Source organism: Grimontia sp. SpTr1, assembly GCF_947387585.1.
GTDB classification, from domain to species: domain Bacteria; phylum Pseudomonadota; class Gammaproteobacteria; order Enterobacterales; family Vibrionaceae; genus Enterovibrio; species Enterovibrio indicus.
Genome location: NZ_CANDOD010000002.1, coordinates 22773 through 35813, shown reverse-complemented (window position 1 = coordinate 35813; position 13041 = coordinate 22773). Strand labels below are relative to the sequence as shown.

Sequence of the window (13041 nt, the reverse complement as noted above, 5' to 3'; positions counted from 1 at the left end):
AGTTTTAAGAAAACTAGCATATTACCTGTGAAGCGCCGAGACTTTGTCTCAGATCTGTAAAGTGGGCTTTCTGGCACTTATACCGACGTAATTTCCACTTTTAAAGATGCAAATTCATCCAGTTGCTCGTTACTCTGGTTAACAGAAGCCGGCGTATTCAGTCCCGCACTGACAACGGGTGACATGATGGTTCGCCAGCCGCCATCGTCGCACTGTTCTTGAACCAGAAGAGAAATTTTCACCTCATCAGCCGTCACTTCCAAAAGCTCAGCTTTGCCAATGAGTGCACCTGTCGCTTCACCGTTATCAAACAGAACAGTTTCTTCTCCAGGCACTAATGATACGGAGGTTTGTGCACGGTGTTGCTTGCCTGCACGATCCATTTCGAAATTAACATCAACCTGCCAGTCAGCCATGGCTAAGGGGCTTAACATTGCGCTGAACAGGACAAGCCCTTTCTTCCACTCATTCATTTTTTTCTTCTCTTGTAATGGGGGCTTCAAATAAAAACCGAATGCGGCGGCTTCTTAATAGGTATAACGCTAGCCAAATCGCCATCAGTAACAGTAACGCCCCGCTCCAGTGGAACTCCCAACGCTGAACCATCAGGTGATTGACTTGCAGTATCAAATCACCACTCAACGCCGCTAGGAGGATGTACTTACCCAACCGCCAAATACGCTGAAAAAATGCAGGGAAACGATGAAGACTTCCAGCCATCAGCATCAAAGCCACAGCGGGAAACCCCAACGCCAGTCCGACATAAAGCGCATCATGACTTGGGTAAATCAGCGAGAGCAAATCTTTGCCTTGCTCCCGGCTGACGCCTGCAATCACAAACACTATCCAAGAACGCGCCAGAAAGAGGCCTGTCAGCCAGAACATCAGGTTTGGCTTCGCGTTTCCGTGTTTGTCGTAATAGTCAGGAGATTGGTACAAAAGCGTATTCATCTATCTTGTTTCTTCAGGATTATGCGCAGCCACCAGCAAAGGGAAGCATGCAAAAAAACATTGTTCATAACCCTCCTTGGCACTTTGTCAGTAGTAATGGGGAGCACAAAGCTCGGGCTCATCATTTTGCGGTGTAGCGCAGTATATTTCAGCCCAAGCTTTTAGCTCGCTCACATTTATCCGACAGTGACTGCTGTTCCGCTAACACTTACCATCAACATTCCACCATTGGGGCCGACCACTTCATAATCAAGGTCGATACCTACCACTGCGTTTCCGCCTGCGGCGCGTGCACGCTCTCTGAGCTCCTCAAATGCAATTTCACGCGCTTTAGCGAGTTCTTGCTCGTAAGCGGCAGAACGCCCACCAACAATATCGCGAATACTCGCAAAGATATCTTTGAAGATATTCGCACCGAGAATAGCTTCTCCTACGACGACACCGTGGTAATGCGTGATTTCGCGTCCTTGGATAGTCGGGGTTGTGGTTAAGATCATTTGTCCTTTCTCCCTTTTATTGTCATTAGAGGTCTGACACGATTCTCAGAATTTGGTTTCGTGGCAGTCCCTTATCATCGGTATAATCGCTTACAACGTAATACGGTTAAAGATGAATAAATAATGAGTAATGCGACACCCTCACCGGAGACCCAACAAGAAGCGATGAAAATTGCCAAGGCAACCCAAAAACCCGGGCAAACCAAAGAGCAGACAAAACTGATTGCTCAAGGCATTGAGAAAGGGATTGCGCTATACAAGAAACAGCAAAAAGCCAAAGCTCGGGATCGCGATAAAGAACGGAAAAAGCAACTCAAGCAAAAACACGTCGATACCGTATCCATAAACGATGTGACAGAAACCGTTGAACCAGTGTCTACGTCTCGCAATCTTTTGCCTTGGGGACTCCTGATAGTGAGTTGGGTGGGGTTTGCAGCCTATATACTGAGCAACCAATAACAGGGAATATACAATGAAAAAGACGCTCTCATTCGCCGCTGCCGGCGTAGCAATGATAGTCACACTCGGATGCGCACAAGGAGAAGACGCAGTGACCGATAAATCTCTTACCCCATGTGGCGACAAACCAAACTGTGTCTCAACACAGGACCCACGTGAAGATTTCAACGTTGCGCCATTTGAGTTGGCAGAAAGTGTTTCGATAGCACCTATTCTGGAAGTCGCGCTCAGCATGCCAGGCACTCGTATTGGCGATCAGGAGCCTGGCTATGTGCGTGTTGAGAGCGTCAGTAAAATCATGCGTTTCGTGGATGACCTGGAACTTCGTATCGATGGCGACCAGCTGATAGTCCGTTCTGAATCGCGCGTTGGGTACTCTGACTTTGGCGTAAACCGAAAACGCGTCGAAGCCCTAAGAACAGCGCTTCAGGAAAAAGGACTCATCAAGTAAATGGACATCCCTGCACTCAAGGCACACTGCGCATCGCTGGTGGGTATCCGTCATGATGTAAAGTGGGGCGGCGTTGATGTATACAGCGTGCACCAGACTAAGATGGTTTGCATTTTCTACGATGGAGAGAAGATGGCCTGCAAAGTGCCGGAAGATTTGTTCGTTATGATGGCGGAGATCCCGGATTGCCGTCCTGCACCGCATCTGGCTAGGGCTGGGTGGATAGAATTTGGCAAAACCTGCCCTCTGCCAACGGAGGAAATAGAGAATATCATTTCCCGTTCCTGGCATCTGGTGGTGGATAAACTGCCTAAGTACGTTCAGAAATCGCTAAGGCCAGCTCACGCCGAAGCCTGAAAACAAAAAACGCAGACTCGTTAGCTGCGTTTTTTGTTTTATACCGTAAGCGTTCCCATGATGTCCTGTTTACGGTCTTCAACCCACTCACGTTTGAACGGACCCCAGTCAGTCAGGCGGTAATATCCGTCATTATGGCGGCGTCCATCCTGAATGAATGACAATTCAATACCAAGCCCTGCCAGTGATTTGATCACGTCCTGAATCGTGCGACGTGGCCAGCCCGTGGCTTCAATTAAACGCGGAACGTTCGGACGTTCCATTTCTTCAACCAAAAAAGCGAGATACAGTCTTCTTGCAAAAACCGGATTCAGTTCCATTGAGACCTCCTAATATGACTGCTTTCCATTATTCAATGAATTGCAAAGGAGGTATTGCGCTTGATCAAATTGAAAGCCTATTCATCAGCATGTCGTTTGCTCGTTAGCGCTCTCCACACCATGCACCTTGAATTGCATTGATCAGGTTTTCCACTTTGCCACCTGCAATGCGGTAAAACACTGACTGCGACTCCTTGCGTGTCTCGACTAATCCCGCTTGTCGCAACACAGTGAGGTGTTGGGAAAAAGCAGACTGACTCAAGGCACTGTTCTCAAGAAGAGTCGAGACATTTTTCTCCCCTTCTCGTAACTGACAGAGCACCATCAACCGTTCTGGGTGCGAGAGAATTCTCAGCACTTTGGCCGCCTCATTGGCTTGTTGTTGTAGTTCTTTACCCATTGCTGGCAAACACCCTTTAAATTAGATTCATCTAATTAATTTACATCAGAACTCACTAATGTAGAAATTTTGAATGAAATTGATCTATGAAGCTATTCGAATAGAAGTTAATTCAATGATAGGTGAAGTCGCTTCACGCCTTGCTTTCAACACTTCGCAATGTCAATCTAGCACCCTCGACGTAGCACTATGAGGAAACAGTGAATGACCACAATGGTTTACGGGATTAAGAATTGCGACACCATCAAGAAAGCGCTGAAGTGGCTTGATGCGGAAGGCAAACCGTACACGTTTCATGATTATCGTAAAGACGGTATCGATCAGGAAATGTTAAAGCAATTTGTGGAAAAGCTGGGCTGGGAAGCACTGGTCAACAAGCGTGGTACCACCTTCCGAGGACTTTCCGAAGAACAAAAAAACAACCTGGATGAATCCAATGCCGTCTCTTTGATGCTGGTTCACCCTGCTATGATTAAGCGCCCTCTTTTGATTCACAACGACACGTATCACCTCGGCTTTAAAGCTGCAGAGTACGAAACAATATTTAGCGAATAACACCGTTTTAAGAACAAGGACACACAACCCCATGACAGACAGTGCGGTATTGTCTCTGGCCAAGGAATTAATAGGCCGTCCATCCGTGACTCCAGAAGATGAAGGATGTCAGGAACTGATGATCGAGCGCCTCGAAGCGCTGGGATTCAAAATTGAACGTATGGTGTTTGAAGACACCACCAACCTTTGGGCTCGTCGCGGTACCGAAGGCCCACTGTTTGCCTTTGCTGGTCACACCGATGTGGTACCGGCTGGCCCTTTAGAGCAGTGGAAAACGCCTCCTTTTGAACCGACAATCATAGACGGTTACCTGCATGGCCGCGGCGCGGCAGACATGAAAGGCTCACTGGCTGCGATGGTCGTAGCAACTGAACGCTTTATCGCAGAAAACCCAGATCATAACGGTTCACTGGCATTCCTTATCACCTCAGATGAAGAAGGCCCATTTATCAACGGAACGACCCGTGTTGTCGATACCCTGATGGCACGTGATGAAATCATCGACATGTGCATTGTGGGTGAACCAAGCAGCACCGACGCGGTGGGTGATGTGGTGAAGAACGGTCGTCGCGGCTCACTGACTGGTGATGTCACCTTCAAAGGTATTCAGGGCCACGTTGCCTACCCACACCTTGCGAAAAACCCGGTTCATCTTGCTCTGCCAGCTTTGGCAGAACTGACCAGCGTTCAGTGGGATGAAGGTAACGCCTACTTCCCGCCAACCAGCCTGCAAATTCCAAATGTCTCGGCAGGAACAGGTGCAAGTAATGTTGTCCCAGGTGAATTCCACGTCCAGTTCAACTTGCGCTACAGCACCGAATTGACCGCGCAGGACATCGAAACCCGCACTCACGCCATCTTCGACGCGCATGGTCTGGACTACGATATCAAATGGACCTACAACGGCTTGCCGTTCCTGACAGATGCAGGTTCTTTGCTTGATGCTGTCGTTGAAGCCGTGGACGAAGTGAACAGCGAGAAGCCTCAACTTCTTACTACGGGTGGTACTTCGGACGGTCGCTTTATCGCGCAAATGGGCAGTCAGGTGATTGAACTGGGTCCAGTCAACGCCACCATCCACAAAGTGAATGAGTGTGTGAAGATTGATGATCTCGAGAAACTAACTGACATGTACCAGAAGGTGCTGGAGAAAGTGCTGGCAAAATGAGTTGGACCCTTTCATCACTGACAGGACAATCACAAGACCATCTGTGTACTCTCGCAGAGGGTCTGATGCTGCATAAAGAAGTTCAGGCGGATTTCTTGGCCCTGCAAAGTTCGGCAGAAAAAGCGGGCTTTGAACTCACTATTGCCAGCAGCTTTCGTGATTTCAGCCGTCAGCAGATGATATGGGACAACAAGTTCAATGGTCTTCGCCCCATGCTTGATGGCGACGGAAATCCTTTGGATACCAGCCAACTCAACGATGACGATAAAGTGCGCGCCATTTTGCGCTGGTCGGCCTTGCCGGGGGCAAGCCGTCATCACTGGGGCACCGATATCGACATCTATGCCATAAACCTCCTGCCTGAAGGTATCTCCATCCAGCTTGAACCTTGGGAATACCTTACCGGACACCAAAAGCCTTTCTTTGATTGGCTTTTGGCCAACATGAAAACGCACGGCTTTTACCTTCCTTATCGTGAAGATAGAGGCGGTGTGGCATTTGAGCCCTGGCATATCAGCCACATCCCAACCACGCAAGGGGCGCTGGATATCCTCACGCCAGACGCACTCCGCACCGCGATCGCATCTTCTGACATCGCTGGACGGGAAACTGTGCTAAACCAGCTGGATTGGATATATTCTCAGTACGTCTCGAACGTTTGTGAGGTCTGAACATGGATATACTCACCAATCCCTACGTGATCATCTTTATTGTGGTCGCCGTTGTGGTCAGCAACATCATGGCACTGAAATACACGGCCAATGCCAAATTCGGTATGAAGCAAAAGCCTAAGCCAAAAGATGAAGACCAAAGCAACGAGCAAAAGAAAGAGCGAAAACCTTACGATGATGAGGATGACGACGACAAATCGTCTTTCTGGTGATCGAAAGCGGCGACCACAGGGTCGCCTTTTTTGTGTCTGAAACTTTTTGCGCAAACGTTTGCGTTTTCAGTAACAGCCCATGTTCAGTTCTGGTATCATGCAAGGCGTTTGGAGGGTGAGAGTCAGGAAGTCGCCGCTCTCACCGCATAGAATGTTGTCTTGCCAGTGACGAAGCCTCGTCCGGCCACTTTTAGATAGGAATGTCTCAATGAGCCTTGCGGATCAAGTTCTCGCCGTTAACGACGATCTTCCCATTCGTACCCACCAACCTGTTCATAGCGGTAAAGTCCGCTCTGTCTACTGGCTGACAGAAGAAGACAGCAAACGTCTTATTCAGGAAAAAGGCTATGACGTCGCCCCTGATGCGCCACTGGCCATCATGGTGATCAGTGACCGTATCTCCGCATTCGATTGTATCTGGCATGCCGAAGGCGGCCTGAAAGGTGTCCCTGGCAAAGGCGCTGCACTGAATGCCATTTCCAACCATTGGTTCCGCCTTTTCAAGGAAAATGGACTGGCAGACAGCCATATTCTTGATATTCCCCACCCGTTCGTTTGGATTGTTCAAAAAGCCAAACCCGTTATGATTGAAGCGATTTGCCGCAAATACATCACAGGTTCCATGTGGCGTGCCTACGCAAAAGGCGAGCGTGAATTCTGCGGCATTGAATTGCCTGAGGGACTGGAAAAAGACAAAGCCTTGCCAGAACTTCTGATCACGCCATCAACCAAAGGTATCCTGAGCGGCATTCCAGGTGTGCCTGAAGCGGATGACGTCAACATCACCCGCAAGAACATCGAAGACAACTTCGCTGCATTTAACTTCTCATCTGCCGATGACATTGCGCGATATGAAACCCTGCTCAAAGAGGGTTTTGGTGTGATCAGCAATGCACTGGAAGCGATTGACCAAACTTTTGTAGACACCAAATTTGAGTTTGGTTATGTCACTGATGCGGCGGGCAAAGAAAAGCTCATCTACATGGATGAAGTGGGAACACCGGACTCTTCACGTATTTGGGATACCACGGAATACAAAGCTGGCAATATCGTGGAAAACTCCAAAGAAGGCTTCCGCCAGTTCCTCCTGAACTACTTCCCAGATCCAGACATTCTGCTCAACAAAGAACGTATGCCAGAGCGTGAAGCTTTAGCACGCGATAACGACCTGTCCGTTGAAGCGCTGATGGACATTTCGCGCACCTACATTGGTATTGCAGAGAAAATCACTGGCGCACCGATTCATCTGAGTGACAACCCGAAACAGGAAATCATTGATATCCTGAAAGAAGAATACGGTTTGATCGACTGATTCCTAACAAAGCGATGGACAAAAAAAGAGGACGCCAAGGCGTCCTCTTTCTCATTCTGTGCAGACTTATTGGTTGTTCAAACGCTCTACAGCTGCAGTGAATGCCGGCGCGATACCTGCCAACACATCTTCACCTACAGGCTTGCCTGAACTGTCCGTCACGTTAATCGACGTACGGTTACCTAAATCACCCAACAGGATGTTGTAGTTCTTCTTGCTAAGTTGCAGTGGCAACACGCCAATTTCTTCCCAGAACTCGTCGTCCGGAGACTTGTATTCCACACTCAGCGTACCTTGTGAACGGTTTCGGTCTTCGATAGTGAAGCCAAGCTCACTCAGCATGTTAGGGAAACGCTCCCAGAACACTTCGTAGGGCGCACGGGCAATAATGACCGGCGAACCGCCACGGTCTTTGCCCAGACTGATTGGAATGTTCTTCACCAACTCCAATGCACGCAGGCGTGCTTCTTCACGCAGGTCGGCATCGTAACGGGCAGTGATCATGTTGGTCATCTGGGCGTTGTAACGGTCACGTGATGCCTGAGTCAGGTTATCTGGTGAACCGTTGCGTTTCCATTCCACCATTTCGATGTGGAAACCTTGGCGGCCACGATCTTGAGCAGGCGTCACTACGTAACGGCTCTCGATAACTTCTTCATCTTCATCAATCGTCCACACTAACCAGTCAGTCTCAATACCATCCGGCGAGGAGGTTCGAACCGGGATCTGGGAGTTAGCGACCATGTCTTCGATGGTTGACCAAAGACGCTGGGCTTGATCTTCACGAGGCATCCACACGGTGACGCCTTGTCTGTCACGCTCATAGCGCGCGCCCGGGATCAATTCGAGAATTTGCTGAGGGGGGCGGATATCAATATCACGACCTACCGGGCCTTGGAAATCATTGGCTGGAATGCGGTAAGCACCGGAAAACTCAGGCTGCTGATCGGGAAGGTTTTTCCAATCTGACAGCGGTGGTGTTTCAAGGTATTTAAAATCATCCGACGCCTGACGGCGCGAATCAGCGCTTGAGCAGGCCGCCAGCATGGCGACCATCACAGCACTCAAGCCGAACTTAAAAACAGGTTTCATTAAAACTCCAAAGAAGCGTTACAGCACGCCTGCATCTACAAGAGCCTGCTTCACTTTAGGCTGCAGTTTTGCATCCAAAGTGGTCAGCGGCAGACGCAGTGTTCCGTCCGCAATCAAGCCCATTTCATGCAATGCCCACTTCACTGGAATTGGGTTCGCTTCGACGAAAAGATCAGTGTGCAGAGGCATTATCTTCTCATTGATTGAACGGGCTTCGTCCATTTCTCCTGCCAGCGCCAGTTTGATCATTTTTGCCATTTGCGCAGCAGCAATGTTGTTGGTTACTGAAATCACGCCATGGCCACCAGCGGCAACAAAATCCAGGCCAGTGAGATCATCACCACTCAGTAAGATAAAATCTTCGCCACAAAGTTCACGGTGAATACGAACACGGTCCAAATCACCAGTCGCATCTTTGATGCCAATAATGTTTTCAAACTCAGAAAGACGTGCGACAGTCTCAGGCAACATGTCAGCGACAGTGCGACCTGGTACGTTGTACAGAATCTGTGGAAGTTCGCTCGACTCAGAGATAGCTTTAAAATGCTGGTACAGACCTTCCTGAGAAGGTTTGTTGTAGTAAGGCACTACGCTCAGGCAGCCTGCGATACCAGAACCCGCAAACATTTTGCTGAAGGTAATCGCTTCGTGGGTTGCATTCGCACCAGTACCTGCGATGACGGGAATGCGTCCATCGGCGAATTCGAGTGTCTTCAGAACAATCTTGATATGCTCTTCTACGGTGACAGTGGCTGATTCACCTGTCGTCCCGACAGAGACGATGGCGTCAGTGCCTGCATCAACATGAAAATCAACGAGATTTTTCAAACTGGCGTAATCGACTTCACCAGAGCTATCCATAGGCGTGACAAGTGCCACGATACTTCCTGAAAACATTTCCATCTCCAAAAACGCGTTTTGACCCATGGTACTTTTGGCGACAGGCAAAAACAAGCACGCAGAGGTGCCTTATACCCTGTGTTTGCGCGGTTGATCACCGAGAAAATGAACGATATTGTGCGCTTGGACGTATTGCCACTCGCGACAATGATTTACGCACGTATTCTAACGAGACGCATGCTCACTCGTTGCGACATGAAAATTAAGAAGGAAGAAACATGCAAACGCTCGAAGCCGGTGCAGTAGCACCAGAATTCTCGCTGCAAGACCAAAACGGAAACACTGTCTCTTTGAGTCAGTTCAAAGGCAAAAACAAGGTGCTGGTTTACTTCTACCCGAAGGCGATGACACCGGGTTGCACAACTCAAGCCTGCTCACTGCGTGACAGTAAAGCAGAACTGGATGCACTGAACACCGTCGTTCTTGGCCTCAGCCCAGATCCAGTGAAAAAGCTGAAAGGCTTTGAAGAAAAGAAAGAGCTGAATTTCACCTTGCTGAGTGATGAAGACCACGCTGTTGCCGACGCTTTCGGCGTTTGGGGCCTGAAAAAGTTCATGGGCAAAGAGTACGATGGCATTCACCGTCTGAGTTTCTTGGTGGATGAGAACGGTGTTATCGAACATGTGTTCAACAAGTTCAAAACCAAAGACCACCACGACGTGGTGATCAACTACCTGAAAGGCGAATAAGCCCTACAGGAACGAAAAAGGCCGTCAATGACGGCCTTTGTTGTTTTTGCGACTAACGCAACTATGGTCGCTATTTTTCTGGAAACGGAATGGCCAGTGCTTCCGGGTAACCTCTCAGCACTGTCAACGTTTTCGCTTTCTCTACTACCTGTGCTTCAGTCAATGACTCGGTCAGCGACAGTGTTGGAATATTCCACCCAGCAGGCAATGTCACACCGTGAAGCGCTTCTAACTGCTCAAGGATGCGGTCAGCTGCTTGCAGTGCGGATGAGGCTTTAACCAACTCGACACGTGCGTAGCGCCCACCTTCAAAGGAGGCGTCAGCCGCACGCAAACTCGGGTCGTCTCCCGGAATTTGCTGAGCGCCACAAAGCGGCTTTCCACCCACTTCGGCTTGCTCAAATGCAGGTAACCAATTGGCGAAGTGGGAAATGGCACGGGAAGTACGCTCACGAATTTCAGACCATTCCCAGCCACCATCAGCTTTCACCTCCATGCTTTCAGGCAGCGGCGGATAAGCAGTTTCTGCATCACTTTTCACCAAACCACCTTCGAACAAGGTGATCTCCTGCGTCATCCCATGAAGCTGGATGAAACCTTGTGGGTACGGCGTGAGTTGTGCCATCCCTTGAGGCGTGCCGCGTTCTCCGTGAATAATCACTTCGGGCCATTGGCCGGGTTTTGATGGCCAATGAGCCACATATGCCGCCTTGTACTCGACCCAACGCTTTCTCGGCGAGGAGACCATATCGTCCAGCTTGCCTGTTCGGAAACCGGCAGCATTGATAAGGTAATCAATACGTTGCGATACCACTTCGCTATCCACGTTCTGCGCGTGAATAGTCCAGCCTTCATGCTCTTTAACCAAATCAATGACTTTATGACCAAGTTTCATCTCACAATGTGGTGAGTTTTCAAGCCCCAGGGCAGCAGTGGCAGCCAAACGGAAAACACTCAGACCATACTCCTGAACCACAACGATCGGGTATTTAAAATTGTCATGCGGCATGTAGTGCGCCACAGGAATCATCCATTCCTGTGGCGTTTGAGGTGATTCAGGCAGTGGTAACTGAGCCAAAGCGGCCATATCTTCGCGGGAAAACAGCGTGTAGTAATCGTCAGGGTGCCCCAATACGGCATTATTCTGGTCTTGCTCAACCAGCGCTTTGTAATGCGCGGTAAGTACGTCGAGACGCTTCAAAATCGCTTCAGGTTCGCCCGGGTCTGAGGTCGGGATGGCAATAACCGTTGGACGTCGGTTAACAGAGTGCGGGTAGGCTCGAACGGTGGCAATAGATTGCTCCAAAAGTGTCACACACTGCTGTTCAGAAATCTCGCGATACAGGTTTCCCCCTGCGTGCAGGTGACAAATTGGTGGCCCACTGACGAGGCTTTCCCCTGCTTCAAACAGCACGGTATTGATGCCTAAACCCGATAGCTTCAACGCTGCAGTCGAACCGGCAACACCACCACCCACAATGCCAACAGTAAACGGTTTGTTTGACGTCAACACACTACCCTCAACACACAATTCGGTCTTTTTGTTCATTCTAATCGCAGCCAGTCCTTAAGCACTGGCAAAAATAAAGAGAGACCCAAATTCAGGTCCCTACTTTTGTGTACTCACTTTATCACGGTGAAGATCATTTTAGTTGTTAGTTTCTGCTATTGCTTCTTCCGGTTCATTGGAAGGCAGCGCGTTCCATACCGCTTTCACCAGAGTTGCCAGTGGGATAGCAAAGAAAACGCCCCAGAACCCCCAAAGCCCTCCAAACACCAGCACAGCAACGATAATCGCCACTGGGTGGAGATTCACAGCTTCCGAGAAAAGAACTGGCACCAACACATTACCGTCAAGCGCCTGAATAATACCGTATGCCAGCATCAGGTAACCCAGCTCTGGGCTAATGCCCCACTGGAACAGTGCGACCATAAAGATGGGCAAAGTGACCGCTGCCGCGCCAATGTAAGGAATGAGAACAGACAAGCCCGTAGCCACACTCAGCAGCGCTGCGTAACGGAGGTCCAGAATCGCGAAGGTGATGTAACTGGTGATACCCACGATAATAATTTCCGTCACTTTGCCACGGATGTAGTTAGAGATTTGTTCGTTCATCTCCATCCCTACTTTGTTGGTCAAGCGGCGGTTTCTCGGCAGTAACGAGGTAAACGAACGCATCATTTCCTCTTTGTCTTTAAGCAGGAAGAAAACCAGCAATGGCACCAAAATGAGGTAAACCGCCAAAGCTGCGAGGCTCACGAGCGAAGACAATGAGCTTTTCACTACGCTTTCACCCATACCCAGCACACGGCTTTGCAATGTGTCAATAAAGGTATTCACCATATGCGGTTGAATAAGTTCAGGATACTCATCAGGAAGATGGGAAACATAGCTTTGGAAATCGTTGAACATTTTCGGAATGTCAGCGATGAGGTTGATGATCTGGTTCCAGATCGTTGGCATCAACCCAAAAAAAGCGAGGATCATAAAACCCACAAAAAGCAAGAGGACCAGGATCACCGACAAGGTGCGGTTCAGTCCTAATTTCACCATTTTGGCAACAGGCCATTCCAACAGATAGGCCAATACGATAGCAACAAGAAGTGGGGCAATCAGGTTGCCGAAAAAGTAGATGACCACAAAGCCCATGATGAGCAGTGCAATCAAGCTTACTGCGTGCGGATCTGAGAACCGTCGTTGATACCAACGGTTAAGCATTTCTAGCATGTAGTTTCCTGTTTATAGTTTGGTGACGTTAATCACCGTCGCTCCCTGAACAGGCTGGCACTCAAATTCAAAACCACTCTTCTCCAAGTAGCGGGGAATATCCTTCAAGGCGCCACTGTCCGTAATATATAGCGCTATTTGCTGTCCTTGCTTCAGTGATGCACAGGCTCTTTTCGCCAAAAGCAGCGCCATAGGGCAACGCTGCTCACGCAAATCAAGGGATTGAATTTCCATTCTTTCTCGCTGACCGCTATTATCGTCGGCATTGTATACTCAAAC

At 49.2% G+C, this 13041-nt stretch carries 19 protein-coding genes; 9 read left to right on the top strand and 10 right to left on the bottom strand.

The window, feature by feature from the left end; translation table 11 throughout:
* Nucleotides 1–77 precede the first annotated feature (77 nt).
* The 3 genes from QL223_RS04370 to QL223_RS04360 form a co-directional block, all read right to left on the bottom strand.
* Complete coding sequence (locus QL223_RS04370) at nucleotides 78–473, bottom strand: hypothetical protein (RefSeq protein ID WP_062663039.1); 396 nt, start codon at nucleotides 471–473, stop codon at nucleotides 78–80.
* A complete protein-coding gene (locus tag QL223_RS04365; protein ID WP_281544019.1) occupies nucleotides 466–951 on the bottom strand; it encodes a DUF2919 domain-containing protein in 486 nt (161 codons plus the stop codon). The genes QL223_RS04370 and QL223_RS04365 overlap by 8 nt, the downstream gene beginning before the upstream one ends.
* A gap of 176 nt (nucleotides 952–1127) precedes the next feature.
* Nucleotides 1128–1448 carry a heavy metal-binding domain-containing protein gene (locus tag QL223_RS04360; protein ID WP_002537941.1) on the bottom strand — a complete coding sequence of 107 codons (321 nt, stop codon included), beginning with the start codon at nucleotides 1446–1448 and terminating at the stop codon, nucleotides 1128–1130.
* Nucleotides 1449–1571: 123 nt separating this feature from the next.
* Here QL223_RS04360 and QL223_RS04355 point away from each other — a divergent pair, with 123 nt between their 5' ends.
* The 3 genes from QL223_RS04355 to QL223_RS04345 are packed head-to-tail and all read left to right on the top strand — an operon-like array spanning nucleotide 1572 to nucleotide 2715.
* The gene (locus tag QL223_RS04355; protein WP_046302877.1) at nucleotides 1572–1907 is read left to right on the top strand and encodes a DUF2956 domain-containing protein; all 336 of its coding nucleotides are present in this window, start codon (nucleotides 1572–1574) and stop codon (nucleotides 1905–1907) included.
* Nucleotides 1908–1920: 13 nt separating this feature from the next.
* Nucleotides 1921–2358 carry a DUF1499 domain-containing protein gene (locus QL223_RS04350; RefSeq protein WP_002537943.1) on the top strand — a complete coding sequence of 146 codons (438 nt, stop codon included), beginning with the start codon at nucleotides 1921–1923 and terminating at the stop codon, nucleotides 2356–2358.
* Nucleotides 2359–2715 (top strand): MmcQ/YjbR family DNA-binding protein, encoded by a 357-nt coding sequence (locus QL223_RS04345; RefSeq protein WP_281544018.1) that lies wholly within the window; start codon nucleotides 2359–2361, stop codon nucleotides 2713–2715. It abuts the gene before it with no gap.
* A 38-nt stretch (nucleotides 2716–2753) separates the two neighbouring features.
* On the opposite strand, the gene QL223_RS04340 is transcribed toward QL223_RS04345, so the two are convergent.
* Nucleotides 2754–3035 carry a helix-turn-helix domain-containing protein gene (locus tag QL223_RS04340; RefSeq protein WP_002537945.1) on the bottom strand — a complete coding sequence of 94 codons (282 nt, stop codon included), beginning with the start codon at nucleotides 3033–3035 and terminating at the stop codon, nucleotides 2754–2756.
* Nucleotides 3036–3138: 103 nt separating this feature from the next.
* Nucleotides 3139–3435, bottom strand: a complete 297-nt coding sequence (locus tag QL223_RS04335; RefSeq protein ID WP_002537946.1) for a metalloregulator ArsR/SmtB family transcription factor — start codon at nucleotides 3433–3435, stop codon at nucleotides 3139–3141.
* A 204-nt stretch (nucleotides 3436–3639) separates the two neighbouring features.
* Here QL223_RS04335 and QL223_RS04330 point away from each other — a divergent pair, with 204 nt between their 5' ends.
* The 5 genes from QL223_RS04330 to QL223_RS04310 all read left to right on the top strand — a co-directional run bounded on the left by QL223_RS04330 (nucleotide 3640) and on the right by QL223_RS04310 (nucleotide 7353).
* Nucleotides 3640–3990 carry an ArsC family reductase gene (locus tag QL223_RS04330; protein ID WP_039849830.1) on the top strand — a complete coding sequence of 117 codons (351 nt, stop codon included), beginning with the start codon at nucleotides 3640–3642 and terminating at the stop codon, nucleotides 3988–3990.
* Between the two features lie 31 nt (nucleotides 3991–4021).
* The gene (gene dapE, locus QL223_RS04325; protein ID WP_281544017.1) at nucleotides 4022–5158 is read left to right on the top strand and encodes a succinyl-diaminopimelate desuccinylase; all 1137 of its coding nucleotides are present in this window, start codon (nucleotides 4022–4024) and stop codon (nucleotides 5156–5158) included.
* Nucleotides 5155–5829, top strand: a complete 675-nt coding sequence (locus QL223_RS04320; RefSeq protein WP_281544016.1) for a M15 family metallopeptidase — start codon at nucleotides 5155–5157, stop codon at nucleotides 5827–5829. Before dapE ends, QL223_RS04320 begins: the two co-directional genes overlap by 4 nt.
* Nucleotides 5830–5831: 2 nt before the next feature.
* A complete protein-coding gene (locus QL223_RS04315) occupies nucleotides 5832–6041 on the top strand; it encodes a DUF2897 family protein (protein WP_002537949.1) in 210 nt (69 codons plus the stop codon).
* 208 nt (nucleotides 6042–6249) lie between these two features.
* Nucleotides 6250–7353, top strand: a complete 1104-nt coding sequence (locus tag QL223_RS04310; protein WP_281544015.1) for a phosphoribosylaminoimidazolesuccinocarboxamide synthase — start codon at nucleotides 6250–6252, stop codon at nucleotides 7351–7353.
* Nucleotides 7354–7419: 66 nt separating this feature from the next.
* Here the strand turns inward: QL223_RS04310 and bamC are convergent, their stop codons facing one another.
* Together bamC and dapA are read right to left on the bottom strand one after the other, a co-directional pair.
* Nucleotides 7420–8445, bottom strand: coding sequence for an outer membrane protein assembly factor BamC (bamC, locus tag QL223_RS04305; protein ID WP_281544014.1), 1026 nt, complete (start codon nucleotides 8443–8445; stop codon nucleotides 7420–7422).
* Between the two features lie 18 nt (nucleotides 8446–8463).
* Nucleotides 8464–9342, bottom strand: coding sequence for a 4-hydroxy-tetrahydrodipicolinate synthase (gene dapA / locus QL223_RS04300; protein WP_046302952.1), 879 nt, complete (start codon nucleotides 9340–9342; stop codon nucleotides 8464–8466).
* Nucleotides 9343–9563: 221 nt separating this feature from the next.
* Between dapA and bcp the strand changes: the two genes are divergently transcribed.
* Nucleotides 9564–10034, top strand: coding sequence for a thioredoxin-dependent thiol peroxidase (bcp, locus tag QL223_RS04295; RefSeq protein WP_002537953.1), 471 nt, complete (start codon nucleotides 9564–9566; stop codon nucleotides 10032–10034).
* A gap of 70 nt (nucleotides 10035–10104) precedes the next feature.
* Here the strand turns inward: bcp and QL223_RS04290 are convergent, their stop codons facing one another.
* The 3 genes from QL223_RS04290 to QL223_RS04280 form a co-directional block, all read right to left on the bottom strand.
* Nucleotides 10105–11583, bottom strand: coding sequence for an FAD-dependent oxidoreductase (locus tag QL223_RS04290; RefSeq protein ID WP_281544013.1), 1479 nt, complete (start codon nucleotides 11581–11583; stop codon nucleotides 10105–10107).
* Nucleotides 11584–11682: 99 nt separating this feature from the next.
* A complete protein-coding gene (locus QL223_RS04285) occupies nucleotides 11683–12762 on the bottom strand; it encodes an AI-2E family transporter (protein ID WP_002537955.1) in 1080 nt (359 codons plus the stop codon).
* 12 nt (nucleotides 12763–12774) lie between these two features.
* Nucleotides 12775–12996 carry a sulfurtransferase TusA family protein gene (locus QL223_RS04280; protein ID WP_002537956.1) on the bottom strand — a complete coding sequence of 74 codons (222 nt, stop codon included), beginning with the start codon at nucleotides 12994–12996 and terminating at the stop codon, nucleotides 12775–12777.
* Nucleotides 12997–13041 lie beyond the last annotated feature (45 nt).

Bases quoted from the DNA above. Each gene is read 5' to 3' on its own strand.
- QL223_RS04370 (WP_062663039.1), bottom strand. From the start codon at position 473: ATGAATGAGTGGAAGAAAGGGCTTGTCCTGTTCAGCGCAATGTTAAGC.
- QL223_RS04365 (WP_281544019.1), bottom strand. From the start codon at position 951: ATGAATACGCTTTTGTACCAATCTCCTGACTATTACGACAAACACGGA.
- QL223_RS04360 (WP_002537941.1), bottom strand. From the start codon at position 1,448: ATGATCTTAACCACAACCCCGACTATCCAAGGACGCGAAATCACGCAT.
- QL223_RS04355 (WP_046302877.1), top strand. From the start codon at position 1,572: ATGAGTAATGCGACACCCTCACCGGAGACCCAACAAGAAGCGATGAAA.
- QL223_RS04350 (WP_002537943.1), top strand. From the start codon at position 1,921: ATGAAAAAGACGCTCTCATTCGCCGCTGCCGGCGTAGCAATGATAGTC.
- QL223_RS04345 (WP_281544018.1), top strand. From the start codon at position 2,359: ATGGACATCCCTGCACTCAAGGCACACTGCGCATCGCTGGTGGGTATC.
- QL223_RS04340 (WP_002537945.1), bottom strand. From the start codon at position 3,035: ATGGAACTGAATCCGGTTTTTGCAAGAAGACTGTATCTCGCTTTTTTG.
- QL223_RS04335 (WP_002537946.1), bottom strand. From the start codon at position 3,435: ATGGGTAAAGAACTACAACAACAAGCCAATGAGGCGGCCAAAGTGCTG.
- QL223_RS04330 (WP_039849830.1), top strand. From the start codon at position 3,640: ATGACCACAATGGTTTACGGGATTAAGAATTGCGACACCATCAAGAAA.
- dapE (WP_281544017.1), top strand. From the start codon at position 4,022: ATGACAGACAGTGCGGTATTGTCTCTGGCCAAGGAATTAATAGGCCGT.
- QL223_RS04320 (WP_281544016.1), top strand. From the start codon at position 5,155: ATGAGTTGGACCCTTTCATCACTGACAGGACAATCACAAGACCATCTG.
- QL223_RS04315 (WP_002537949.1), top strand. From the start codon at position 5,832: ATGGATATACTCACCAATCCCTACGTGATCATCTTTATTGTGGTCGCC.
- QL223_RS04310 (WP_281544015.1), top strand. From the start codon at position 6,250: ATGAGCCTTGCGGATCAAGTTCTCGCCGTTAACGACGATCTTCCCATT.
- bamC (WP_281544014.1), bottom strand. From the start codon at position 8,445: ATGAAACCTGTTTTTAAGTTCGGCTTGAGTGCTGTGATGGTCGCCATG.
- dapA (WP_046302952.1), bottom strand. From the start codon at position 9,342: ATGTTTTCAGGAAGTATCGTGGCACTTGTCACGCCTATGGATAGCTCT.
- bcp (WP_002537953.1), top strand. From the start codon at position 9,564: ATGCAAACGCTCGAAGCCGGTGCAGTAGCACCAGAATTCTCGCTGCAA.
- QL223_RS04290 (WP_281544013.1), bottom strand. From the start codon at position 11,583: ATGAACAAAAAGACCGAATTGTGTGTTGAGGGTAGTGTGTTGACGTCA.
- QL223_RS04285 (WP_002537955.1), bottom strand. From the start codon at position 12,762: ATGCTAGAAATGCTTAACCGTTGGTATCAACGACGGTTCTCAGATCCG.
- QL223_RS04280 (WP_002537956.1), bottom strand. From the start codon at position 12,996: ATGGAAATTCAATCCCTTGATTTGCGTGAGCAGCGTTGCCCTATGGCG.